Origin of the sequence: Caldovatus aquaticus, from assembly GCF_019458025.1 — a bacterium.
Lineage (GTDB): Bacteria > Pseudomonadota > Alphaproteobacteria > Acetobacterales > Acetobacteraceae > Caldovatus > Caldovatus aquaticus.
The window spans coordinates 107,891-130,773 of record NZ_JAHZUY010000001.1; the positions used below are offsets into that span (position 1 = coordinate 107,891).

At 74.4% G+C, this 22,883-nt stretch carries 20 protein-coding genes; 14 read left to right on the plus strand and 6 right to left on the minus strand.

Annotation, left to right across the window (positions count from 1 at the left end; genetic code table 11):
• Positions 1-115: 115 nt before the first annotated feature.
• The 7 genes from K1J50_RS00480 (at position 116) to K1J50_RS00510 (ending at position 7,018) form a co-directional block, all read left to right on the plus strand.
• Complete coding sequence (locus tag K1J50_RS00480) at positions 116-994, plus strand: polysaccharide deacetylase family protein (RefSeq protein WP_220115468.1); 879 nt, start codon at positions 116-118, stop codon at positions 992-994.
• Between the two features lie 365 nt (positions 995-1,359).
• Positions 1,360-2,220 (plus strand): branched-chain amino acid ABC transporter permease, encoded by an 861-nt coding sequence (locus K1J50_RS00485; RefSeq protein WP_220115469.1) that lies wholly within the window; start codon positions 1,360-1,362, stop codon positions 2,218-2,220.
• Complete coding sequence (locus K1J50_RS00490; protein WP_220115470.1) at positions 2,217-3,227, plus strand: branched-chain amino acid ABC transporter permease; 1,011 nt, start codon at positions 2,217-2,219, stop codon at positions 3,225-3,227. The genes K1J50_RS00485 and K1J50_RS00490 overlap by 4 nt, the downstream gene beginning before the upstream one ends.
• On the plus strand, positions 3,224-3,976 hold the full coding sequence (locus K1J50_RS00495) for an ABC transporter ATP-binding protein (RefSeq protein ID WP_220115471.1): 753 nt from the start codon (positions 3,224-3,226) through the stop codon (positions 3,974-3,976). The genes K1J50_RS00490 and K1J50_RS00495 overlap by 4 nt, the downstream gene beginning before the upstream one ends.
• Entirely contained in the window at positions 3,966-4,676 is a 711-nt protein-coding gene (locus K1J50_RS00500; RefSeq protein WP_255574765.1) for an ABC transporter ATP-binding protein, read from the plus strand. Before K1J50_RS00495 ends, K1J50_RS00500 begins: the two co-directional genes overlap by 11 nt.
• A 24-nt stretch (positions 4,677-4,700) precedes the next feature.
• A complete protein-coding gene (locus K1J50_RS00505; protein WP_220115472.1) occupies positions 4,701-5,942 on the plus strand; it encodes an ABC transporter substrate-binding protein in 1,242 nt (413 codons plus the stop codon).
• 8 nt (positions 5,943-5,950) lie between these two features.
• Complete coding sequence (locus K1J50_RS00510) at positions 5,951-7,018, plus strand: amidohydrolase family protein (RefSeq protein ID WP_220115473.1); 1,068 nt, start codon at positions 5,951-5,953, stop codon at positions 7,016-7,018.
• Between the two features lie 105 nt (positions 7,019-7,123).
• Here K1J50_RS00510 and K1J50_RS00515 read toward each other — a convergent pair whose 3' ends face one another.
• A complete protein-coding gene (locus K1J50_RS00515; protein ID WP_220115474.1) occupies positions 7,124-9,442 on the minus strand; it encodes a xanthine dehydrogenase family protein molybdopterin-binding subunit in 2,319 nt (772 codons plus the stop codon).
• A gap of 126 nt (positions 9,443-9,568) precedes the next feature.
• Between K1J50_RS00515 and K1J50_RS00520 the strand changes: the two genes are divergently transcribed.
• The 5 genes from K1J50_RS00520 (at position 9,569) to K1J50_RS00540 (ending at position 14,776) form a co-directional block, all read left to right on the plus strand.
• Positions 9,569-10,348, plus strand: a complete 780-nt coding sequence (locus K1J50_RS00520; RefSeq protein WP_220115475.1) for an alpha/beta fold hydrolase — start codon at positions 9,569-9,571, stop codon at positions 10,346-10,348.
• 72 nt (positions 10,349-10,420) lie between these two features.
• Positions 10,421-11,506 (plus strand): Gfo/Idh/MocA family protein, encoded by a 1,086-nt coding sequence (locus K1J50_RS00525; protein WP_220115476.1) that lies wholly within the window; start codon positions 10,421-10,423, stop codon positions 11,504-11,506.
• Complete coding sequence (locus K1J50_RS19460) at positions 11,503-12,633, plus strand: Gfo/Idh/MocA family protein (protein ID WP_220115477.1); 1,131 nt, start codon at positions 11,503-11,505, stop codon at positions 12,631-12,633. Before K1J50_RS00525 ends, K1J50_RS19460 begins: the two co-directional genes overlap by 4 nt.
• A 39-nt stretch (positions 12,634-12,672) precedes the next feature.
• Complete coding sequence (locus K1J50_RS00535; protein WP_255574766.1) at positions 12,673-13,671, plus strand: Bug family tripartite tricarboxylate transporter substrate binding protein; 999 nt, start codon at positions 12,673-12,675, stop codon at positions 13,669-13,671.
• 25 nt (positions 13,672-13,696) lie between these two features.
• Positions 13,697-14,776: an amidohydrolase family protein gene (locus K1J50_RS00540; protein ID WP_220115478.1), complete on the plus strand. Its 1,080-nt coding sequence runs from the start codon at positions 13,697-13,699 to the stop codon at positions 14,774-14,776.
• 57 nt (positions 14,777-14,833) lie between these two features.
• On the opposite strand, the gene K1J50_RS00545 is transcribed toward K1J50_RS00540, so the two are convergent.
• The 3 genes from K1J50_RS00545 to K1J50_RS00555 form a co-directional block, all read right to left on the minus strand.
• Positions 14,834-15,841 carry a Bug family tripartite tricarboxylate transporter substrate binding protein gene (locus K1J50_RS00545; RefSeq protein ID WP_220115479.1) on the minus strand — a complete coding sequence of 336 codons (1,008 nt, stop codon included), beginning with the start codon at positions 15,839-15,841 and terminating at the stop codon, positions 14,834-14,836.
• 81 nt (positions 15,842-15,922) lie between these two features.
• The gene (locus K1J50_RS00550; RefSeq protein ID WP_220115480.1) at positions 15,923-17,017 is read right to left on the minus strand and encodes an Ldh family oxidoreductase; all 1,095 of its coding nucleotides are present in this window, start codon (positions 17,015-17,017) and stop codon (positions 15,923-15,925) included.
• Positions 17,014-18,108 carry a Kelch repeat-containing protein gene (locus tag K1J50_RS00555; RefSeq protein ID WP_220115481.1) on the minus strand — a complete coding sequence of 365 codons (1,095 nt, stop codon included), beginning with the start codon at positions 18,106-18,108 and terminating at the stop codon, positions 17,014-17,016. The genes K1J50_RS00550 and K1J50_RS00555 overlap by 4 nt, the downstream gene beginning before the upstream one ends.
• A 197-nt stretch (positions 18,109-18,305) precedes the next feature.
• Here K1J50_RS00555 and K1J50_RS00560 point away from each other — a divergent pair, with 197 nt between their 5' ends.
• Positions 18,306-19,256, plus strand: coding sequence for a LysR family transcriptional regulator (locus K1J50_RS00560; protein ID WP_220115482.1), 951 nt, complete (start codon positions 18,306-18,308; stop codon positions 19,254-19,256).
• On the opposite strand, the gene K1J50_RS00565 is transcribed toward K1J50_RS00560, so the two are convergent.
• Positions 19,249-20,205 carry a cyclase family protein gene (locus tag K1J50_RS00565; RefSeq protein WP_220115483.1) on the minus strand — a complete coding sequence of 319 codons (957 nt, stop codon included), beginning with the start codon at positions 20,203-20,205 and terminating at the stop codon, positions 19,249-19,251. The genes K1J50_RS00560 and K1J50_RS00565 overlap by 8 nt on opposite strands.
• Positions 20,206-20,332: 127 nt before the next feature.
• Here K1J50_RS00565 and K1J50_RS00570 point away from each other — a divergent pair, with 127 nt between their 5' ends.
• Positions 20,333-21,547 (plus strand): FAD binding domain-containing protein, encoded by a 1,215-nt coding sequence (locus K1J50_RS00570; RefSeq protein WP_220115484.1) that lies wholly within the window; start codon positions 20,333-20,335, stop codon positions 21,545-21,547.
• 43 nt (positions 21,548-21,590) lie between these two features.
• Here the strand turns inward: K1J50_RS00570 and K1J50_RS00575 are convergent, their stop codons facing one another.
• Positions 21,591-22,844 carry an ABC transporter substrate-binding protein gene (locus K1J50_RS00575; RefSeq protein WP_220115485.1) on the minus strand — a complete coding sequence of 418 codons (1,254 nt, stop codon included), beginning with the start codon at positions 22,842-22,844 and terminating at the stop codon, positions 21,591-21,593.
• Positions 22,845-22,883: the final 39 nt, after the last annotated feature.

The following is a 22,883-nucleotide window of genomic DNA, read 5'->3' on the forward strand; positions in this document are numbered from 1 at the left end:
GGCGGCACGCGGCGACACGGCGCGTGGCCGGCGCGGCCGGCGGCCCCGGCGACGACCCGGGAGGAGACGGCCGCGGCGCGCGCCCGCGTCCGCGCCGCCGAGGAGAGCGAATCGGATGCCCATGCAGCCGCGCGAACGCGCGCCCTATTCCGCCATCGTGGACCGCCCTCCGCTGCGCCTGCCGGACGGCGCGCGCATCGTGCTCTGGACCGTCGTCAACCTCGAGGTCTGGGACATCGGCAAGCCGATGGCGCGGCAGGTGCTGCCGGCGCCGACCGGCCAGGCCCTGCTGCCGGACGTGCCGAACTGGTCCTGGCACGAATACGGCATGCGGGTCGGCGTCTGGCGCTTCTTCCGCCTCTACGCGCGTCTCGGCATCGCGCCCACGCTCTCGATCAACGCCCGCGTCGTCGAGGACTACGAGCGGGTGGCGGCGGAGGCGCGCGACGCGGGCTGGGAGTTCATGGGCCATTCCTGGGAGCAGGGGCCGATCCACAAGGAAGCGGACCAGCGCGCCATGATCCGGCGGTCGCTCGACCGGCTGGAGCGGTTCACCGGCACGCGCCCGATCGGCTGGCTCGGCCCCGGCCTGACCCAGACCCTGGAGACGCCGGAGCTGCTGGTGGAGGCCGGCATCAAGTACATCGGGGACTGGGTCTATGACGACGAACCGACCACCATCCGCACCGAGAAGGGCCCGCTGGTGACGCTGCCCTACACGGTCGAGATCAACGACATCCCGATGATGATCGTGCAGCACCACGAGAGCGACTACCTGCTCCGCCGCGCCCGCGACCAGTTCGACCGGCTCTACGCCGAGGGCGCGGAGCGGGCGAAGATCATGTGCATCGCCATCCACCCCTACATCTCCGGCCAGCCGCACCGCATCCGCTGGCTCGAGGAGTTCTACGACTACGTGAACGGGCATCCCGGCGTGCTGCACTGGAACGGACCGCAGATGCTCGACTGGTACGCGGGCCAGCCGAAGCCGTGACGCCCCGCGCGCGGCTGGAGGCGGCCGCGCGGGCGGCCGGATCGCCCGCCGGCCGTCCGGCGGCGGCCGCTGCGCCTGCCGGCGGTGCGCGCCGCGGGCTCCGGGGCCGGGACCGCCGCGGCGCGAGGCGGCGCCGCCCGGGCGCTCCCCGCGACCGCGCCATGCCGGCGCCCCCCGGGGATCGCGGCGTGGCCGTCGCGCGCCGCGCCTCGGCTTGACGGGCGTGGCCGCCTCGGCGAAGGGTAGGGCCGGAGGAAACGGTCAGGGACACGCAGTGTCGGACTTCGTCATCGGCTTGGTCCGGCGCGGCGCCGCCACGGCGTCGCGCTCCGCGTCGTGAAAGCCGGGCCGGCAGGGCGCGCGGCATGCAGTTCTGGCTGATCCAGACGCTGAACAGCCTGGCGCTCGGGGGGCTGCTGTTCCTGCTCTCCTCCGGCTTCTCCCTGATCTTCGGCCTGCAGCGGATCCCCAACCTCGCGCACGGGGCGCTGTTCATGCTCGGCGCCTACATCGGCACCAGCCTGCTCGCGCGCGAGGTGGACTTCTGGCTGGCGGCGCCGCTCGCCGGCGTGCTGGTCGGGCTGCTGGGGGTGGCGCTCGAACGCCTCGTGCTGCGCCGCCTCGCCGGCAACGAGCAGGGGCAGGTGCTGGTCACGCTCGGGGTCGCGTTCATCATCGCCGACCTCTGCCTGCTGGTCTGGACCGGCGATCCGATCCCGGTGCCGGCGCCGGAGGGGCTGCGCCGGCCGGTCTTCCTGTTCGGCTTCGCCTTCCCGACCTACCGGCTGGTGGTGCTGGGCATCGCCGTGGCCGCGGCGATCGGCCTGTTCCTGCTGATGGAGCGCACGCGGCTCGGCGCCATGATCCGCGCCGGCGTGGACGACCCGGAGATGGCGCGCGGCGTCGGCATCCGCGTCTCCGGGCTGTTTACCACGGTGTTCTGCCTCGGCGTGGCGCTGGCCGGGACCGCCGGCGTGCTCGGCGGGCCGATCCTCTCGGCCTATCCCGGGCTCGACGCCGACATGCTGCCGCTGGCGCTGGTGGTGGTGATCCTGGGCGGGGTCGGCAGCCTGCTCGGCGCCTTCGTGGGCAGCTTCGTCGTCAGCTCGATCTACAATTTCGGCACGGCGCTGTTCCCCGACCTCGCCTACGTCATCCTGTTCCTGCCCATGGTGCTGGCGCTGGTCTTCAAGCCGGAGGGGCTGTTCGGCCGGGTGCGGGCATGAGGAGGGAGGCGGCGGGCGCGGCGGTGCGCGGCGGCCTGGCCCTGCTGGGCCTAGCCCTCCTCCCCTGGGTGCTGGGCGGCGACTTCTACGTGAACCTGGCGAGCCAGGTTCTGATCTACGCGCTGCTCGCGCTCAGCCTGAACCTGCTGATCGGCGCCGCCGGCCTCACCTCGCTCGGCCACGCGGCCTATCTCGGCATCGCCGCCTACGCGGCGGCCTGGCTCACCGGCAACGCCGGCTTCGGCGCGCTGCCGGCGGCGCTCGCCGCGCTCGCGATCGGCACGGCCTCGGCGGCCGTCTTCGGGGTGCTGGCGCTGCGCGCCTCGGGCCTTGGCTTCCTGATGATCACCCTCGCGCTCGGGCAGATCGTCTGGGGCGTGGCCTATCGCTGGGTGTCGCTGACCGGCGGCGACAACGGCATCCGGCTGGCGGACAGGCCGGCGGTTCTGGGCTTCGACCTCGGGACGCCGGTCGCCTTCTACTACTTCGCGGCGGCCGTCTTCGCCCTCGCCTTCCTGTTCCTGCGCCGCCTCGCGCTCTCGCCCCTCGGCGCCTGCCTGCGCGGCACGAAGGAGCAGCCGCGGCGGATGGCGATGCTCGGCCACCACGTCTGGATGCTGCGCTGGATCGCCTTCGTGCTGGCGGGGTTCTGGGGCTCGGTCGCCGGGCTGCTCTACCTCTACTACCACAAATTCGTCAGCCCGCAGGCGCTGTCGCTGCAGCAGTCGGCGGAGGCGCTGCTGATGGTGCTGCTCGGCGGGTCGAGCACGCTCGCCGGCCCGGTCGTCGGCGCGGCGGTGATCACGCTGGTGAAGAACCTCGTCAGCTCCTACGTGGACCGATGGCTGACGCTGCTCGGCGTCATCTTCGTCGCGGTGGTCGTGTTCATGCCGCAGGGGATCGTTCCCGGCCTCGCCGGGCTGCTGCGGCGCCTCCGCGCCCTGCGGCCGGAGCGCGCGGGCGCCGCCCCGCCCCGCGCCGCCGCCGGCCACGAGGCGGCGCCGTGAGCGCCGCCGCCGCGCCGGCGCTCGCGGTCGAGGGGCTGGCCAAGCGCTTCGGCGGCCTGACTGTCACGCGCGACGTCTCGCTCGCGGTCATGCCCGGGGAGCGGCGCCTGATCATCGGCCCGAACGGCGCCGGCAAGACGACGCTCTTCAACCTCATCACCGGCGAGATCGCCGCGGACGCCGGCAGCGTGCGGCTGTTCGGGCAGGAACTGCTCGGCCTGCCGACCCGCCGGCGCGCGCATCTCGGCCTCGCCCGCACCTACCAGATCCTCACCCTCTTCCCTCGCGAGACGCTGCTGCACAATGTGGTGCTGGCCCTGCTCGGCCTCGCGCCCTTCCGCTGGGATCCCTGGAGCGCGCTCGCCTGCCGCCGCGCGCTGCGGGAGGAGGCGCTGGAGGCGCTCGCGCGCGTCGGCCTTGCCGGGGCGGCGGAGCGCACCGTCGCCGAGACCTCCTACGGCGAGCGGCGGCGCCTGGAGCTGGCGATGGCGCTGGCGCAGCGGCCGCGGGTGCTGCTGCTGGACGAGCCGCTGGCCGGCCTCTCCCAGCCCGAGCGCCACGCGATCCGCGAGCTGCTGGAGGCGATCCCGCGCGACGTCACCATCGTCATGATCGAGCACGACATGGACGTCGCCCTCGCCTTCGCCGAGCGCATCACCGTGCTGCACTTCGGCGAGGTGATCGTCGAGGGCACGCGCGCCGAGGTGGTGGCCGACCCGCGCACGAGGGAGGTCTATCTTGGCGAGTGACGCCGCGGCCCTGTCGCTCAGCGGGGTCGACAGCTTCTACGGCGACAGCCACGTGCTGCACGGCGTCGGCTTCGCGCTCCGGCCCGGGCGGCTGCTCGCGCTGCTCGGGCGCAACGGCGCCGGCAAGACCACCTGCCTCGCCACCATCATGGGCTTCCTCCGCCCGCGCCGGGGCGAGATCCGGCTGTACGGGGAGCGGATCTCCGGCCTGTCGCCGGAAGCGATCTGCCGGCGCGGCGTCGGGCTGGTGCCGCAGGGGCGGCGGGTGTTCCGCAGCCTCACCGTGCGCGAGAACCTGGCGGTGGCGGCGCGCGGCCGGGGCCCCTGGACCGTCGAGCGCGTCTTCGAGCTCTTCCCGCGGCTGCGCGAGCGGCACGGCCAGCTCGCCGGCTCGCTCTCGGGCGGCGAGCAGCAGATGCTCGCGATCGGGCGCGCGCTGATGGGCAACCCGCGCGTGCTGCTGATGGACGAGCCCTCCGAGGGCCTGGCGCCGCAGATCGTGGCCGAGGTCGGCCGCATCATCGGCCGGCTGAACGCCGAGGGGCTGTCCATCGTGCTGGTCGAGCAGAACGTGAAGATGACGCTCGGCCTCGCACACGACGTCGTCATCATCAACACCGGCGCGGTGGTGTTCGAAGGCCCGGTCGAGGAGGCGCGGCGCGACGAGGCGCGGCTCGCCCAGCACCTCGGCGTGTTCTGACGGGATTGCGGGGAGGAGGCGGACATGGAACGCAGGACGGTCCTGAAGGGCCTGGCGGGAGCGGCGGCGGCGCTCGCGGCGCCCGCGGTGCACGCGCAGCCGGCGCCGATCCGGGTGGGGATGCTGACGGTCAAGACCGGCCCGCTCGCCTCGGGCGGCATCCAGATGGAGAACGGGCTCCGGATCTTCCTCAACGACCGCGGCATGCGCCTCGCCGGCCGCCCGGTGGTGCTGACCGTCTCCGACACCGGCGGCGTGCCCGCCCAGGCCCGCACCAAGACGCAGGAGCTGGTCGAGCGCGAGCGCTGCCAGGTGCTGATCGGCCCGCTCGCCGCCTTCGAGGCGCTGGCGATCGACGACTACATCCGCCAGGCCGGCGTGCCGATCATCAGCTCCTCCGCCGCGGCCGAGGACCTGACGCAGCGCCAGCCGAACCCGTGGTTCGTGCGGCCCGTCGGCACCTCCGCCCAGTGCATGCACCCCTTCGCCGAGTACGCGGCCAAGGACCTCGGCTACCGGCGCATGTCCACCATCGCCGACGACTTCGCCTACGGCCACGAGCAGTGCGCCGGCTTCCAGCGCAGCTTCGAGGACAACGGCGGGCGGATCGTGCAGAAGCTGTGGCCGCCGCTCGCCGTGCCGGACTACGGCACCTACATCTCGCAGCTCAAGACCAACGCGGACGGGGCGTTCATCGGCTTCGCCGGCTCCAACGGCTTCCGCTTCGTCCGCCAGTTCAACGAGTACGGGCTGAAGGGCCGCCTGCCGCTGCTCGGCGGCATGACGGCGGTGGACGAGTCCATCCTGCAGCAGATGGGCAACGACGCGATCGGGATCGTCTCGACCAACTGGTACTCGGCGGAGATCGACAATCCCGCGAACCGCCGCTTCGTCGAGCAGATGCGGCGCGAGCACCGGCAGGACCCCGGCTACTACTCGGCCGGCGCGCACATCTCCGGCGCCGTGCTCGAGGCGGCGCTGGAGGCGGTGGACGGCCGGATCGAGGACAAGGAGGCCTTCATGCGCGCGCTCCGCACCGGCCGGGTGGAGGAGACGGTGCGCGGCCCGATCCGCTTCGACCAGTACGGCCAGTCCATCGGCAACGTGTACATCCGCCGCGTCGAGCGCAAGGACGGGCGCCTGGTGAACAGCGTCATCAAGGTCTACCCGGAGGTCAGCCAGTTCTGGACCTACGACCCGCAGGAGTTCCTGCGCAACCCGGTCTATTCGCGCAACTGGCCGCCGGCGCGCCACCTCGAGAACTAGGACCGGACATGAGCGAACCGACCAACCACTACGGCCCGACGGCGGCGCGCGCCCACGGCCGGCCCGGGCGCGAGACGCGGCCCGCCTCCGTCACCATAGACATCCACTCCCATGTGCTGGTGCCGGAGGCGGCCGCGTTCGCGGCGCCGCACCTCGACCTCTCGACCATCCCGCTCGCGCATTTCGCCACGCCCGAGACCCAGGCGCTGAACCGCAAGCAGGATGCGGACCGGCGCGAGGTGATGACGGCGATCGCGCCGCGCCTGCGCGACCTGGACGCGGCGGGCATAGACCTCCAGGTCGTCGCGCCGCCGCCGCCGCAGTGCTACTTCACGCTGCGGCCCGAGCATGCGGTGCCGGCGATCCGCATGGTGAACGACGGGATCGCCGCCTTCGTCGCGCGGCGGCCGGACCGCTTCGTCGGCCTCGGCACCGTGCCGATGCAGGAGCCGGCGGAGGCGGTGCGCGAGCTCGAGCGCTGCATGGGGCCGCTCGGCTTCAAGGGCGTGCAGATCCTCACCAACGTCGCGGGGCGGGAGCTGTCCGACCCCGCCTTCGCGCCGTTCTGGGCGGCCGCGGAGCGGCTCGGCGCGCTGGTGATGCTGCATCCCAACGGCTTCACCGAGGGCGAGCGCTTCCGCCGCTTCTACTTCAACAACGTCATCGGCAACCCGCTGGACACGGCGGTGGCGCTGCACTACCTGATCTTCGACGGCGTGCTGGAGAGGCACCCGGGGCTCAAGATCCTGGCGGTGCACGGCGGCGGCTACCTGCCGGCCTATTCCGGGCGCATCGATCACGCCTGGGGCGCGCGCAGCGACGCGCGCGGCAGCCTGCCGAAGCCGCCGACCCACTACCTGCGCCAGGTGTGGTTCGACTCGATCGTCTTCACGCCGCACCAGCTCGACCACCTCGTGCGCGTGTTCGGCGCGGACCGCATCGTGATGGGGACGGACTATCCGTACGACATGGCGGAGTCCGACCCGATCGGCCACGTCTGCTCGGTCGAGGGCTTCGACGCCGCGACCCGCGCCGCGATCTGCGGCGGGAACGCGCAGCGGCTGCTCGGCCTGTAGCCGGACGGCGCGGCCCGGGTCAGGCCCCGCCCCGGGCCGCCCGGAGCCGTTGCCGCCCGGCGGTGCGCGCGGCAACGGCTCCGGCGCGTTGTCCGGCGAGCGGATTCACGCTCCCGGCCGTTCCCGGCCGTCCGCGACCCGCTCCCGGAGCGCCGCCCAGACGCGCGCGGGCGAGGCCGGCATGTCGAGATGCCGCACCCCCGCCGGGCGCAGCGCATCGAGCACCGCATTCATCGCGGCGGGCAGCGCGCCGGTGGTGCCCGCCTCGCCCGCGCCCTTCACCCCGAGCGGGTTGTTCGGCGAGGGGACGCAGCGTTCGCGCAGCACCACCTCGCGCAGCAGGTCGGCGCGGGGCATGGCGTAGTCCAGGAAGCTGCCGGTCAGGAGCTGGCCGCTCTCCGGATCGTAGGCGCAGAGCTCGCCGAACGCCTGCCCCAGGCCCTGGACCATGCCGCCCAGGATCTGCCCCGCGAGCAGCGTCGGGTTCAGCACCACGCCGCAATCGTCCACGGCGACGTAGCGCAGCAGCGCGACCTCTCCGGTGTCGGGGTCCACCTCCACCTCCGCGACATGGGCGCCGGAGGGGAAGGCGCGGGTCGCCGGCAGCGCCGCGGTGGTGTCGAGCGGGTTCGGCCCCGGCCCGGCGTGGCGCCGCGCCAGCTCCAGCAGGCCGATGCGGCGGTCGGTGCCGGCGATGCGGTATTCGCCGGCGGCGAATTCGATGTCCGCCTCCGCCGTCTCCAGCGCCTCCGCGGCGAGGGCGCGACCCTTGCGCACCGCCTCCCGCGCCGCGACCAGGCCCGCCGCGCCATGCGAGAGCATCGAGCGCGAGGCGAAGGCGCCGCCGCCGAACAGCGGCGGCCCCTCGGGGTCGCCGGTGCGCAGCGTGACGCTTTCGGGCGGGACGCCGAGCGCGCGGGCGACGATCTCCGGCATCACCGTCTCGTGCCCCTGGCCGGAGGGGCCGATGACGCTGTGGATGACGATCCCGCCCTCGGGCGTGAAGGCGAGGGCGATCTCGTCGCGCGGCACGACGCCGCCGGAGGGCTCGACGAACAGCGCGCAGCCGATGCCGCGCAGCCTGCCGCGCGCCGCGGCCTCCGCCCGGCGCGCCTCGAAGCCCGCCCAGTCGGCGGCCTCCGCCGCGGCGTCGAGCAGCGCGGCGTAGTCGCCGCTGTCGTACTCGGCGGCACCGGACGGCACGCGGTAGGGGAAGGCGTCGCGGGGGATGAGGTTCAGCCGGCGCAGCGCGAGCCGGTCCCTGCCGGTCTGCCGCGCCGCCTCGTCCACCAGGCGCTCGATCACGTAGGCCATGTCGGGCCGCCCGGCGCCGCGGTAGGCGGTGACCGGCACGGTGTTCGTCACCGCGAGGCGGTGGCGGCCATAGACGACCGGGATGCGGTAGCAGCCCGTGCACATCATGGCCGGGTTCAGCGTGTTGATCAGCGGCCCCGTCGCCACCGGATAGGCGCCCTGGTCGCACAGCCAGGCGTGGCGGATCGCGAGGAAGCGGCCCTCCGCGTCCAGCGCCAGCTCGGCGGTCATGCGCAGCGCGCGGCCGTGGTAGTCGGAGAGGAAGGTCTCGCTGCGGCTCGCCACCCACTTCACGGGGCGCCCGAGGCGCTTCGCGGCCAGCGCCAGCGCGGCGTGCTCGGGGTAGGCCGGGCCGCGGATGCCGAAGCCGCCGCCGACGTCCTGCGCGCGGACGCGGATCCGCTCCGGCGGCAGGCCGGTCAGCGAGGCCAGGCTGTCGCGCAGCGCGACCATGCCCTGGGTGCCGGTCCAGAGGTCGAGCGTCTCGCCGTCCCAGGCGGCGAGCGCCGCCTTCGGCTCCATCGGATTGCCGACCACGCGCGCGCTCTCGAGCTCGAGCCGCACCACATGCGCCGCCCGCGCGAAGGCGGCGTCGGCCGCGGCGGCGTCGCCGTACTCGTAGTCGAAGCAGAGATTGCCCGGCACCTCGGCGTGGATCTGCGGCGCGCCGGGGGCGAGGGCGGCCTCCGGCGTCGCGGCGGCGGGCAGCGGGCGGTAGTCCACCGCGATCCGCTCGGCCGCGTCCCGCGCCTGGGCCGCGGTCTCGGCGACCACCAGCGCCACCGGCTCGCCCACGTAACGCACGCGCCCCGCGGCGAGCGCAGGGCGCGGCGGCGCCTTCAGCGCCTCCCCCCCGCGCCCCGTGTAGGGCAGCAGGGCCTGGGTCCGGTGGAAGCCCGCGGCCAGGGTATCGGCGCCGGTCAGCACCGCCACGACGCCCGGCGCGGCCAGCGCGGCGGAGGCGTCGAGGCCGAGGATCTCGGCATGCGCATGCTCGGAGCGCAGGAAGGCGGCGTGCAACTGGCCCGGCAGGGTCCAGTCCGCGGTGAAGCGCCCGGTGCCCGTCAGCAGCCTCTGGTCCTCGCGCCGGCCGGCGAACGGAACGGTCATGCCTGTCCTCCTGGATGCGTCATGCTCCCCGCCGGATGCGGACGGGGTCAAGCCATGCTGACGGCGCGCGCCGCCGGTGATAGGAGCGCGCCCGGGTGCCGCGCGCACTGCAGGGGAGGAACCGCCATGCCCGAACACCGCCTTGCCGCCGGCCGCGTGCGCGCCGAGGTGACGGGAGACGGCCCCGTCATCTGGCTGTTCCATTCGCTGCTCGCGGATGCCGGGAGCTGTGCGCCGCTCGCGCAGCGGCTCGCGCCGGCGCATCGGGTGGTGCTGCCGGACCTGCCCGGCTTCGGCGGATCCGAGGCCGTCGCCGGAGGGCTTCCGGCCGTCGCCGACCGCCTGGCGGAAGCGGTGGCGGAGGCCGGCGGAGGACCGGCGATCCTGTTCGGCAACGGCTACGGCAGCTTCGTCGCCCTGACGCTGGCGCTGCGCCACCCCGCGCTGGTGCGCCGCCTCGTGCTCGCCGGCACCGGCGCCGCCTTCCCGGAGCCGGGCCGCGCGGCCTTCCGCGGCATGGCCGCGGCGGCGCGGACGCAGGGGCTGGCGGCGATCGCGGAGACGGCGATGCGCCGGCTGTTCCCGCCGGAATTCCAGGCGGCCCACCCTGCGCTGGCGGCCGAGCGCCGCGCGCGCTTCCTCGCCACCGACCCCGCGGTCTTCGTCGCCGCCTGCGAGGCGCTCGCCGACCTCGACCTGCGCGCCGAGGTGGGCGCGATCACGGCGCCCACGCTCGTTCTGGTCGGCAGCGAGGACGAGGCGACGCCGCCCCCGATGGCGCGGGAGCTGGCGGCGCTGCTGCCGGATGCGCGGCTGCGCGAGCTTCCCGGCCTCGCGCACGTGCCGCAGCTGCAGGACACGGCGGGCTTCCATGCCGCGATCGGGGAATTCCTCGCCGGGCGGTGACGTCGGCGGCGCGGCATTGACCGGAGGCCGGGGCGGCGCTTACGTCGCGCCCGGTTTGCGAGGGGAGGAGACATGCGGCGAATCGAGGCGGCCGTGGTCGGCACCGGCTGGTGCGGAGGCATCCGCGCGGAGGCGCTGGCCAGGCACCCGCTGGTGGAGCGCCTGCACATCGCCGAGACGCGCGAGGAGCGGCTGCGCGAGGTGGCGGCGGCGACCGGGGCGGCGACCGCGACCACGAGATGGCGCGAGCTGCTGGAGATCCCGGGCATCGAGGCGGTCTATGTCTGCGCCACGCCGGAGCAGACGCACTACCCGATGGCCAAGGCGTTCCTCGAATCCGGCCGCCACGTCTTCCTCGAGAAGCCGATCGCCCTGACGCTCGAGGAGGCGGACGAGCTGGTGGCGCTGGCGCGCCGGCAGGGCGTGTTCTTCACCATCGGCTACTCGCAGCGCTTCAACCCGAAATACGCCTACGTGAAGAAGACCGTCGCCGAGGGGACGCTCGGCGAGCCGGTGAGCGTGCTGATCAGCCGCCACATCACGCGCGGCCTCGGCAACAAGATCAGCGGCCGGGTGAAGCTCTCGCCGGCGGCGATGGAGGCGACGCACGACATCGACTTCGTGCTGTGGTGCCTGGCGCCGGCGAAGCCCGTGAAGGTCTATGCGCAGGAGGTGAAGCGCGTGATGGCGCCGAAGAACGGCGCCGCGGACTGCAACTGGATCATGATCACCATGGACAACGGCGTGGTGGTCACGATCGGCGCCGGCTGGATCCTGCCGCCCGGCTACCCGAACTTCTCCTCCACCTGGATCGAGTTCGTCGGCTCCGAGGGCGCGCTGATGGTGGACGACACCCACCGCGACGTGACCCTGATGCGCATGAGCCAGCCGGGCGCGGTGTTCCCGATCTCCACCATGCCGGGCGAGTCGGCGGGCCACGTCTTCGCCGGCCCCATGGCGGGCGAGACCGCCGCCTTCGTCGAGGACGTGGTGCGCGGGCGCGCGCCCCTGGTGAAGCCCGAGGAGGCGCTGCTGGCGATGGAGGTCTACACCGCCGCCGACCTCTCGATCGAGCGCGGGGAGCCGGTGGCGCTGCCGATCCCGCGCAACCCCCAGGCCGAGCGCCTGAGCCTCACCCTGACGGAGGGCGTGCTGTGATCCGACCGAAGCAGCGCAAGAAGATCGGCCTCGCCATCGTCGGCGCCGGGCGTGTCGGCCTGTTCCGCGGCGGCGTCGCCGCGCGGCACCCGATGGTGGAGTGGATCGGCCTCGCCGAGCTGAAGCCGGAGCGCGGCCGCGAGGTCGGGGAGAGGATCGGCGCCGACTTCGTCACCACCGACTTCCGCGAGCTGATCGCGCGGCCGGAGGTCAACGCGGTGATCGTCGCCACCGACGAGCACCTGCACGTCGGGCCGGTGCTGGCCGCCGTGGAGCGCGGCCTGCCGCTGCTGATCGAGAAGCCCCTGGCCACCGACCTCCGCGACTCCGCGCGCGTGCTCGCGGCGATCCGCCGGGCCGGGGTGGACGCGGTGATCGGCTACACCCAGCGCTTCCGCCGCCGCTGGCTGGCGGCGAAGGAGAAGGTGCGCAGCGGCGCGCTCGGCGACGTCACCCTGGTGACGTCGCGCGCCTTCATGAACCGGCTGGTGGCGATCGACAACTACAAGCGGACCGACAAGCCGGAGACCATCTCGCCCATGGTCATCTCCGGCACCCACGCCCTCGACATCGTCATGTGGATGATGGAGGGCAAGCGGCCGGTGGAGTGCTACGCGCGCTCGGTGGACAAGGTGCTGGGGCCGGAGTGGAAGGGGATCGACGCCACCGCCGGCCTGATCGCCTTCGACGACGGCGCGATCTACCACCTCAACATCTCCTGGGCGCTGCCGGTGACCTGGCCGGGCGCGGTGTACAGCCTGGAGGTGGGGATCAACGGCACCGAGGGGGTGCTGACCATAGACGACACCCACCGCGACATCGTGCTGGCGGTGAGCCGACCGCAGTCGGAGGGCTACGCGCCGGACAGGCAGCGCCTGGTGGACTTCCTCGGCAGCTACCCGCCCGGCGACATGGCGCTCGGCGAGCTGCGCGGGCCGATGCGGGAGGAGACGGTGGCCTGGCTCGACCGCGTCTCGCTCGGCGTGCCGACGCAGCACGCCACCGCGGAGGACGGGCACGACCGGCTGATGCTGACCAAGGCGCTCGACCTCTCCGCGAAGCTGAAGCGGCCGGTGCGGCTGCCGATCGAGAGCGAGGACCCGGCGGAGGCGGCACGGGCGGCCTGACCGCGGGATGCTCGGATTCGGGGGAGGGGAACGGACACCATGCGCATCGCCATCGGCCGGCGGACACTGCTCGCCGGCACCATCGCCATCGCCGCGGCGCCGCCGGCGGCCCGCGCACAGACGGCCGCGGGCTATCCCGCGCGGCCGATCCGCGTCATCGTGCCCTTCGCGCCGGGCGGCGCCTCCGACGTCGCGGCGCGCATCCTGCAGCAGCCGATGGCCGAGGCGCTCGGCCAGCCGGTCGTGGTCGAGAACCGCGCCGGCGCGGCCGGCAACATCGGCATGGAGGCCGCCGCCCGCGCGGCGCCGGACGGCTACACCCTCTACCTCGGCAACGTCGGCACGCTGGCGGTGAACCCCGCCGTCTTCGCGCGCACGATCCGCGTCCGGCCGCAGCAGGACTTCGCGCCGATCTCGCTGGTGGCGGACACGCCGGACGCCCTGGTCGTGCATCCGTCGCTGCCGGTGCGGACCGTGCGCGAGTTCGTCGAGTACGCGCGCGCGCGGCCCGGCCAGCTCAACTACGGCTCCCCGGGTTCGGGCAGCTTCAACCGGCTGGAGATGGAGAAGCTGCGCGAGGCCGCCGAGCTCGACATGGTGCACGTGCCCTACGCGGGCGGCGCCGGCCCGGCGGCGGTCGCGATCGCCGCGGGCGACATCCACTGCCTGTTCACCACGCTGTCCTCGATCATCGGGCAGGTGCAGGCGGGGCGCGTGCGCGCGCTCGCCGTCACCGGCACCCGGCGCGTCGCCGCGCTGCCGGAGGTGCCGACGATGGTGGAGAGCGGGTTCCCGGACTTCGACAGCGGCTCCTGGCAGGGCCTGCTCGCGCCGGCCGGCACGCCGCCCGAGATCGTCCGCCGCCTGCACGCGGTGATCGTCGAGGTCGTGGCGAAGCCGGAGGTCCGCCAGCGCTTCGCGGCCTCCGGCACCGAGGCGGTGGCGAGCCGGTCGCCGGCGGAGTTCGCCGACCTGATCCGCCGCGAGGAGGAGAAGTGGGGCGCGCTGGTCCGCCGCGTCGGCGCGGTGGCCGAGTGATCGGGCAGGCAGGAGGGTTTCCAGGATGACCGCGTTCGGCTGCGGCTGCTGCCCGCCCGGCTTCCCGCACCGCCGCGCCGTGCCGCGCGCCGCCGGCGGCGGCGGAGGCGGCGCGGCGCGCCCGCGGGTGATAGACCCGCACGCGCACTACTTCCCGCAGGAGTTCCTCGACCTGCTCGCCTCGCCCGACGGCCGCGCCGAGGGCGCGGACTGCCTGCGCGGGCCGGAGGGCTTCACCGTCGTCGCCGGCGGCATGCGCAACGGCCCGCTGCCCGCCAGGTTCACCGACCTCGCGCCGCGCATCGCCGAGATGGACGCGGCCGGCGTGGACGTGCAGGTGCTCTCCCTGACCACGCCGATGGTGTACTGGGCCTCGCCGGCGTTCGGCGAGCGCCTGAGCCGCGCCTACAACGACGCGGCGAGCGCGGCGCACCAGCAATACCCGGACCGCTTCTTCGGCTTCATCACCCTGCCGCTGCAGGACACCGACCGCAGCCTGCGCGAGCTCGAGCGCGCCCGCGCGCTGCCCGGGATGCGCGGCGTGTACATGGGCACGCACATCGCCGGCACCGACCTCTCCGCCCCGCGCCTCATGCCGGTGTTCGAGGCGATCGAGGCGGCGGGGCTGAACCTGTTCCTGCACCCCTGCCAGACGCTCGGCGGGCCGCGGCTCGCCCCCTACTACCTCTCCAACCTGCTCGGCAACCCGTTCGAGAGCGCGGTGGCGGCGGCGCACCTGATCTTCGGCGGCGTGCTCGACCGCTGCCCGAGGCTCGAGGTGCACCTGGTGCACGCCGGCGGCGCGCTGCCGGTGCTGTTCGGCCGGCTCGACCACGGCCACCGCGTGCGCAAGGAGGCGCGCCACCTGCCGCGGCCGCCGAGCGCCTACAAGCGCCGCTTCGCCTACGACACGCTCTCGCACTCCGCCGAGATCATGCGCTGGGTGGCCCGCTTCGTCGGCCTCGACCGCGTGACCATCGGCAGCGACTACTGCTTCGACATGGGACTCGAGCGGCCGCTCGAGATCGTGGAGGAGCTCGGCCTGACGCCGGAGGAGCGCGCCCAGGTGGTGGGCGGCAACGCGGCGCGGCTGCTCGGACTCTAGGCCGCCGGACTCGGCCGGCGGCCCCCTCCGGCGCGGCAGGCGGGCGCCTGCCCGCCGTCAGTTGTTCACCTCGATCTTCGCCTCCTCGACGATCCGCCGCCAGTTGGCAAGCTCGCCCTCGAACCAGGCCCGCGCGTCGTCCACCGAGGCGTTCGGCACCGCGCGGATCCCCTGGCGGCGGAAGGCGTCCAGCACCGGCTCCGCGCGCAGCGCCTCCGTCGCGGCGCGGTGCAGCGCCTCCAGCGCCTCGCGCGGGGTGGCGGCCGGGGCGAACATGCCCTGCCAGGCGATGGTGCCGATGCCCGGGTAGCCGGCCTCGGCGAGCGTGGGGATGTCGGGGAATTCGGGCAGGCGGGCGTCGGAGATCGCGGCCAGCGCCCGGATGCGCCCGTCGCGGACGTGCCCCGCCGCGGTGGCGACGTTCAGCATGCAGAACTGGATGTTGCCGCTCAGCATCTCGGTGATGATCGGGCCGGCGCCGCCCGGCATGGGCACGTGCACCATCTCGATGCCGGCGCGGCGCGCGAACAGCACCGCATCGAACTGCGGGTAGCTGCCGACGCCGGCGCTGCAGTAGTTCACCTTGCCCGGATTGGCCCGCGCGTAGGCGACGAATTCTTCCAGCGTGCGCGGGGCGAAATTGGTCGCGGTGGCGAGCACGAAGGCCGGCAGGTCCGCGAGCCGCCCGACGGCGACCACCTCCTTCGCGTAGTCGAGCGGCATGCGCTGCCGGAAGAGCACCGGCGTGATGGCGTTGGTGGTGACGTTGCCGATCATCACCGTGTGGCCGTCGGGGCGGGAGCGCGCCATCGCCTCGATCGCGATGATGCCGGCGGCGCCCGGGCGGTTCTCGACCACGAGCGGCTGGCCGAGCTGGCGGCGCATCTCCTCGCCGAGCAGGCGCGCGACGATGTCGGTCGCGCCGCCGGGCGCGTAGGGCACGATGACGCGGATGGGGCGCGAGGGGAAACGTTCCCCAGGCGGCTGGCCCTGCGCCCGCGCCGCGCGGGGCAGGGCGGCAAGGCCCGCGGCCGCCGCCAGCAGGCTTCGCTTCGTGATCGTCATGGCGTATCCTCCCGGTGCGGGCGCCGGTCTCCGGCGCCGCGTTGCGGGACGACTGTAATCACGGCGCGGAAGCGCCGGTAATCATCTGATCTGTGGCGCGGCATCAGCGCCACTGATGCCGCCGAGGCGCGGCGCGCCGAGCGCGTCGGCGAGCCGGTCGAGCTCCGCGCGCAGCGGCGGCGGGATGGGGACGCCCCGCGCCGCGCGCTCCTCGCGGCGCAGGTGGCTCTGCTCGCCGGGGAGCCAGATGCGCTCGACGCCGGGAAGACGCGCCGAGCCGCGGATGTCGCGCACCAGCGCATCCACCCGGCGCTTGAACGCCGCCACCTCGCCGAAGGCGGCGATGTCGATGGCGAGGATCGCCTGCCCGGTGTTGGTGGGGGTGGTGTCGTCGGCGTTGAAGTCCACCACCTCGCGGCCCATCGCGGCGCCGTTCAGCGTGCCGGCGAGCAGGCCGAAGACCAGCGCCAGCCCGTAGCCCTTGTAGCCGCCGATCGGCAGCAGCAGGCCCTCCGCGGCGCGCCTCGGGTCGGTCAGCGGGCGGCCCTCGCGGTCCACCATCCACCCTTCGGGCATCGGCTCGCCGCGCTGCGCCCTGGTCTTCACCTTGCCGTAGGCGGCGACGGTGGTGGCCATGTCGAGCACCACCGGCGGCTCCTCGCCCGCCGGCACGGCGACCGCGATCGGGTTGGTCGAGAGCAGCAGCTCGAGCCCGCCCCAGGGCGGCAGGTGGTTGGCGCTGCCGACCGCGAGGTAGAGGCCGATCATGTCGTGCGCGAGCGCCATGCGCGCGTAGAGCGAGGCGGGACCGGCATGGTTGCCGTTGCGCACGCCGCACCACGCCACGCCCTGGCTGCGCGCCTTGGCGATCGCGGTCTGCGCCGCGACGCGCACGGCGAGGTGGCCGAGGCCGTTGTCGCCGTCCACCAGCGCGCTCGCCGGCCGCTCCGCGACGATGCGGATGCGGGGGCGGAGGTTGATGCCGCCGGCGCGGATGCGGCGGACGTATTGCGGCAGGCGGAAGACGCCGTGGCCGTCGGCGCCGATCAGGTCGGCCTCCGCCATCAGACCGGCGACGATCCCCGCGTCCTCCTCCGGCACGCCGGCGGCGGCGAGGACGCCGGCGATGAAGCGGCGGAGCGCCGCGCCGGGGACGCGGAGGGCGTCGCCGCTCACCGCGCCACCATGTCGAGGCGGAGCGCGTCGTGCGCGGCGGTGTGCACGGAGACGCCGGTGCCGGCGGACTGCACGTCGCCGCTGACGAGGTGGAGCCGGTCGCCCAGCACCGCGCCGGCCAGGCCGTGGCGCGGCACGGGCATGGAGGGCAGCACGTGCCAGCGGTTGGCGGCGGGCTCGTAGGCCTCGACGGCGCGGAAGGTCGCCATCAGGCGGGCGTCCTGGACCTCGCCGCCGGCGACGAGGATGCGCCCGCCATGCACGCCCGCGGCGAAGGCGCTGCGCGGCGTCGGCATGCGCGCGCGCGCCGCGCCCCAGGAGTCGGAGGCGGGGTCGTATTCCTCCACCACGTCGGTGTTGCTCGCGACCGTGATGAAGGCGCCGCCGAGCCGGCCGCCGATGGCGTAGATCCGCCCGCCGACCGCCGCCGCCGCGTGGTGGTTGCGCGGCGTCGGCATCGGGCTGCGCGGACGCCAGGCGTTCGCTTCCGGGTCGTATTCCTCGACGGTGGAGAGGGCGCGGTGCGGCCGGTCGGGCCGCAGGCCGGGCTCCGCGGAGCCGGGGGCGAGACCGGCGCCCCCCACCACGTAGAGCCTGCCGTTCACCGCCGCGGCCGCCGCCGCGCCGCGGCGCGAGGGCATCGGCGCCAGGGCGCGCCAGGTGTCGCCGCGCGGGTCGTACTCCCAGGCGGCATCGGTCGGCACCCAGGAGGGCGGGCGGCCCTCGCCCGGATGGGTGAAGCCGCCGAACGCGTAGATGCGGTCGTTCAGCACCGCGAAGGCCACGTGGTGCGTCGGCACCGGCATCGGCCGCCTGCGGGTCCAGGCGTCGGCGGCGGGATCGTACTCGTACACCAGGCCCTGCGGCCGCCAGCCGGGGGCGAGGCCGCAGAAGACGTAGAGCCGGCCGTTCGCCGCGGCGCCGATCAGCTCCTCGGAGGGTTCCGGGAACGGCGCGAGGCGCTGCCAGGGGCCCGCCTGCGGCGCCGGCGCGGGCTGCGCCAGCGCGCTGCCGGCCCCCGCGCGCCGGACGGCCAGCGCCGCCAGCCCGCCCACGACCGCGGCGCGGCGCCCCGTGAGGAGCCCGGACATTGCGTTCCTCCCTCGTCTGTTCGGAGGCGAGGCTGCGCGGGCGCCGGCCGGTGCGTCAAGCCGGTCGCGCCGCCTCGCCGCGCATCGCGGCCCCGGACCGGCCGCCCGACGTGGCGCGCGCGTCCCGCGCGGGGGCGCGGCGGGGGCGGCGCGGGCAGCCCCTTGGGTTCGGCCGGGCGCGACTCTACCTTCCCGCCGTGCCCGAGAGCTTCCGCGAACTCCGCCTCTTCGTCGCCGCCTACGAGGAGCGCTCCTTCACCGCCGCCGCGGCGCGCGAGAACGCCACCCAGTCCGGCGTCTCCCAGCACATCCGCAAGCTCGAGGACCGCTTCGGCGCGCGCCTGTTCCTGCGCGGCGCCGGGGCGGTGGTGCCCACCCCTGCGGGCGACGACCTCTATCGCCGCGCCGTGGCGCTGCTGCGCGCGCAGGAGGAGGCGGCGCGCGCCGTGCGCGCCCATGCGGGCGGCCTCGAGGGCGAGGTGCGCGTCGGCCTGATGCCGACCATGACGCGCTGCGCGCTCGCGCCGTCGCTGGCGCGCTTCATGGAGCGCCAGCCGAACGTCGCGGTGCGGGTGGTGGAGGCCTACAGCGCGGTGCTGACGCCGCAGGTCCGCGCCGGCGAGCTCGACTTCGCGATCGTGCCCGCCTTCGGCGGCGCCCCGGGCCTGCGCGTGCGCCCCTTCCTGAGCACGCCGGAGGTGCTGGTCTCGCGCCTCGATTCCGGCCTGCCGCATCTCGGCGGCGTGCGGCTGCGCGACCTCGGGCCGCTGCGCCTGGTGGTGCCGGGCCCGCGCAACACGCGGCGGCAGACCATCGAGACCTACCTCACCTCGAACGACGTGCCGGTGGAGCGGCTGGCGGAGCTGGACGCCATGCTCGGCACGCTCGACCTGGTGGCGAGCACGGGCTGGGTGACGATCCTGCCGGGGATCATGATGGCCTCCGAGGCGGGCGCGCCGGCGCGGCGGCAGTTCACGGTGAGCCCGCTCGCCGCGCCGCCGCTCGCGCTCGACCTCGTGCTGATCGAGCCGGCGCGGCGCGCGCTGTCCGCCGCCGCCGCCGCCTTCCTCGCGGTGCTCGAGGAGGAGACGGCGCGGCTGAACCGGGTGTGGGACGCCGTCGCAGCCCCCGCCCCCGCCGCTACTTGATCGCCAGCGGGTTGATCGGCGAGCCGGTGCCGCCGGTGATGACGAGCGGCGGGCCGCAGAAGAAGAACTCGTACACGCCGTCCGCGGCGCAGTCGCGCGCGAGCTCGTCGAGCACGAACATCTCGCCCATGGTCAGGCCCATGGCCGGGATCACCACCCAATGCCAGGGCTGCGACACCTCGTCGGTCTCGTTCGGCCTCACCTCCACGCCCCAGGTGTCGGAGCAGATGGCGGCGATCTCCTTCTCGGCGCACCAGTAGCAGTTCTCGAACTTGACGCCCGGCGCGGGGCCGCCGGCGTAGAGGCCCCAGTCGCCCTCCGCCTTGCAGCGCTCCATCTGGCCGGTGCGGATGATGACGAAGTCGCCGCGGCGGATCTCGACCCCCTGCGCCTTGGCGCAGGCGTCGAGCTCCGCGTTCGGGATGCCGTAGCCGTCGGGCAGCCAGTCCACGCCCTTGAAGCGCGCGACGTCGAGCAGCACGCCGCGGCCGACCATCCGGTCCCTGGTGTGCTCGATGCCGAGCACGTGGCACCCGCCGCCGTCCACGCGGCGCGCGTCGCGCCCGCCATAGGCCTTGTCGTCGAGGAAGATGTGGCCGAGCGAGTCCCAGTGCGTCGCCGACTGGATGGGCATGTTGATCGCGTCGTCGGCGTAGAGGAGCTTGGTGGTGTTGTCGAACCGCCCGGCCACCGCGTCGGTGCCGGTGGCGAGCATGGTGTGGATCGGGTTCCAGCGGCCGCCGAACAGGCCGCGCTGCGGGCCGTTGCTGTCGAGCGGCATGCCCATCGCGAACACCTTGCCGCGGCGGATCAGCCGCGCCGCCGCCACGATGTCCTCGGGGGTGACGAAGTTGAGCGTGCCGAGCTGGTCGTCGGGCCCCCAGCGGCCCCAGTTGCTGAGCTTCTCCGCCGCCTCGTAGATGGCGCGCTTGCTCACCCGGATGTCCATGCGTCGCTCTCCGCGTCGTCCTCGCCGACGCAGAGTCGGCCCGGCCTGCGGGGGCGTCAAGCGGGCCGCGGCGCGGCTTGACGCGCCACCGCCACGGCGCATGATCGGCGATGACGGAGCCCGAGAGATGCCCCTTCCCTCCCCGCGACGCGCCCTCATCGCCGGCGGCTCCATGGCCGGGCTGATCGCGGCGCACCTGCTGCTGCGGCGGGGCTGGGACGTGCAGGTGTTCGAGCGGGTGGAGGCGCCCCTGACCAGCCGCGGCGCCGGGATCGTGACCCACCCGGCGCTGTGGCGGGCGCTCGAGGCCTGCGGCCTCGACCCGACGCGCGATCTCGGCGTGGCGGTGCGCATCCGCCGGGTCTTCGGCCGCGACGGCCGGCTGCTGGGCGAGCGCGAGTGCCCGCAGGTCTTCACCGCCTGGGACCGGCTGTTCCGCCTGCTGCGCGACGCCTTCCCGGACGCGCGCTACCACGCCGGCCAGGCGGTCGAGGAGGTCGCGCAGGACGCCGACCGGGTGCGGGCGCGGATCAACGGCGAGACGGTGGAGGCGGCGCTGCTGGTCGGCGCCGACGGCATCCGCTCCACCGTGCGCGGCCTGCTGCTGCCGGAGGCGCAGCCGCGCTACGCCGGCTATGTCGGCTGGCGCGGCCTGATCGCGGAGGCGGCGCTGCCGCCGGCCGTGCACGCCGACCTCTTCGAGGGTATGTGCTTCTGCCTGCCGCCGGGCGAGCAGATGGTGGGCTATCCGGTCGCCGGGCCGGACAACGACCTGCGGCCGGGCCACCGCCGCTACAACACGGTCTGGTATCGCCCGGCCGACGAGGCGAGCGAGCTGCCGGCGCTGCTGACCGACGAGACCGGCCGGCAGCACGAGGGCTCGATCCCCCCGCCCCTGATCGCGCGCGCGACCGTGGCGGCGATGCGGGAGGCGGCGGAGCGGCTGCTGGCGCCGCAATTCGCCACCCTGGTGCGGCTGACGCCGCAGCCCTTCCTGCAGCCGATCTACGACCTCGAGTCGCCGCGCATGGCGCTCGGCCGCGTCGCGCTGATCGGCGACGCCGCCTTCGTCGCGCGGCCGCATGTCGGCGCCGGCGTGACGAAGGCCGCGGAGGACGCCGAGGCGCTGGCCGCGGCGCTGGATGCCGCCGGCGGCGACGTGCCGGCGGCGCTCGCCCGCTTCGAGGCCGCGCGCCTGCCGCGCAACCGGCGCGTGATCGAGCGCGCGCGCGAGCTCGGCCGCTGCATCGCCGCCGCCGGCCGGCCGGCCGACGAGACGGTGCGCGAGCCTTCCGTGCTGATGCGCGACATCGCGGTGGTGGACTTCCTCGACGCGGCGTAGCCCGCGCCCCGCACCGGGCGCGCCCGGTGCGGGACGGCGGCGGTCAGTTCTCGAGGTGGCGCGCCGGCGGCCAGTTGCGCGAATAGACCGGGTTGCGCAGGAACTCCTGCGGGTCGTAGGTCCAGAACTGGCTGACGTCCGCATAGGTCTTGATCACCGTGTTGACCAGCCGCCCGCCCTTGCGTTCGACCCTGCGGATATAGACGTTGCCGACGACGTTGCCGTACTGGTCGAAGCGCACCGGGCCGCGGCAGGTCTCCTCGACGCGATTGGTGCGCAACGCGTTCATGAAGGCCTGCTTGTCCTCGACGCGCCCGTCCACGGCGCGCAGCGCGGCCTCCAGCACCGCGCCGTTGGTGTAGGTGGCGGCGGCGTAGAAGCCGGGGTCCACGCGGTGCTCGCGCCGCATCATCTCGACGAAGCGGCGGTTCACCGGGTTGTCGAGCTCGGCCGAGTACCAGCAGGCGGAGATGATGCCGAGCGCCTCGTTGCCCATGTTCTGCAGCAGCGATTCGTCCACCGCCGTCATGCCGCCGGTCAGCGGGATGCGGCCGCCCAGGCCGTACTCGTGGAACTGGCGGACGAAGCGGAAGCCGTTGGAGCCGGCGAAGCCCATGAAGATGCCGTCGAGGTTCGCCTTGAACTGCGAGATGTAGGTGCCGTAGTCCGGCACGGCGAGCGGCGGCCACAGCTTCTGCACGATCCGCCCGCCGTTGTCCTCGAACACCCGCTGGAACCCCGCCAGCATCTCGTGGCCGTAGGCGATGTCGTCGGCGATCACCGCCGCGCGCCGCCAGCGCAGCTCCTTCGCCGCGTAGTCCGCCATCGGGTGGGCGCACTGGGCGGAGGTGGAGGTGGCGCGGACGAACCAGGGATTGGGGTTGCGCTGCGTCATGTCCTCGGCCGCGGCGACCGAGAGCGTCGGCAGGCCGACCTGGCGGATGTAGTCGTCGATCGCCAGCGCCTCGAAGGCGGCGAGCGGCCCGATGATGCAGTGGACGCGGTTGCGCTCCGCGAGCTCCTGCGTCTTGGTGCGGGCCTGGGCGGGGACGCCGCCGGTGTCGGCGGTGAACAGCTCGACCGGCCGGCCGGCGAGGCGCATGTCGCGCTCCTTCAGGTAGAGCAGCAGCCCCTGCTCCATCTGGATGCCGCCCGAGGCGAGCGGCCCGGTCTTGACCGTCAGGAAGCCGATCCGCACCGCGGCGGGCTGCGCGTGCACCGCGGGCGCGGCCAGCGTGCCGGCCGCGGCCGTGGCGGCGAAGCCCCGCAGCAGCGTCCTGCGTGCGATCTCTGTCATGGACCGATCCTCCTCCCGATGTCTCCCTGCGCCGGCCGG

What these genes read in the sequence shown, in the direction of transcription:
- K1J50_RS00480 (WP_220115468.1), top strand. Translation starts at nt 116, where the DNA reads ATGCCCATGCAGCCGCGCGAACGCGCGCCCTATTCCGCCATCGTGGAC.
- K1J50_RS00485 (WP_220115469.1), top strand. Translation starts at nt 1,360, where the DNA reads ATGCAGTTCTGGCTGATCCAGACGCTGAACAGCCTGGCGCTCGGGGGG.
- K1J50_RS00490 (WP_220115470.1), top strand. Translation starts at nt 2,217, where the DNA reads ATGAGGAGGGAGGCGGCGGGCGCGGCGGTGCGCGGCGGCCTGGCCCTG.
- K1J50_RS00505 (WP_220115472.1), top strand. Translation starts at nt 4,701, where the DNA reads ATGGAACGCAGGACGGTCCTGAAGGGCCTGGCGGGAGCGGCGGCGGCG.
- K1J50_RS00510 (WP_220115473.1), top strand. Translation starts at nt 5,951, where the DNA reads ATGAGCGAACCGACCAACCACTACGGCCCGACGGCGGCGCGCGCCCAC.
- K1J50_RS00515 (WP_220115474.1), bottom strand. Translation starts at nt 9,442, where the DNA reads ATGACCGTTCCGTTCGCCGGCCGGCGCGAGGACCAGAGGCTGCTGACG.
- K1J50_RS00520 (WP_220115475.1), top strand. Translation starts at nt 9,569, where the DNA reads ATGCCCGAACACCGCCTTGCCGCCGGCCGCGTGCGCGCCGAGGTGACG.
- K1J50_RS00525 (WP_220115476.1), top strand. Translation starts at nt 10,421, where the DNA reads ATGCGGCGAATCGAGGCGGCCGTGGTCGGCACCGGCTGGTGCGGAGGC.
- K1J50_RS00535 (WP_255574766.1), top strand. Translation starts at nt 12,673, where the DNA reads ATGCGCATCGCCATCGGCCGGCGGACACTGCTCGCCGGCACCATCGCC.
- K1J50_RS00540 (WP_220115478.1), top strand. Translation starts at nt 13,697, where the DNA reads ATGACCGCGTTCGGCTGCGGCTGCTGCCCGCCCGGCTTCCCGCACCGC.
- K1J50_RS00545 (WP_220115479.1), bottom strand. Translation starts at nt 15,841, where the DNA reads ATGACGATCACGAAGCGAAGCCTGCTGGCGGCGGCCGCGGGCCTTGCC.
- K1J50_RS00555 (WP_220115481.1), bottom strand. Translation starts at nt 18,108, where the DNA reads ATGTCCGGGCTCCTCACGGGGCGCCGCGCCGCGGTCGTGGGCGGGCTG.
- K1J50_RS00565 (WP_220115483.1), bottom strand. Translation starts at nt 20,205, where the DNA reads ATGGACATCCGGGTGAGCAAGCGCGCCATCTACGAGGCGGCGGAGAAG.
- K1J50_RS00570 (WP_220115484.1), top strand. Translation starts at nt 20,333, where the DNA reads ATGCCCCTTCCCTCCCCGCGACGCGCCCTCATCGCCGGCGGCTCCATG.
- K1J50_RS00575 (WP_220115485.1), bottom strand. Translation starts at nt 22,844, where the DNA reads ATGACAGAGATCGCACGCAGGACGCTGCTGCGGGGCTTCGCCGCCACG.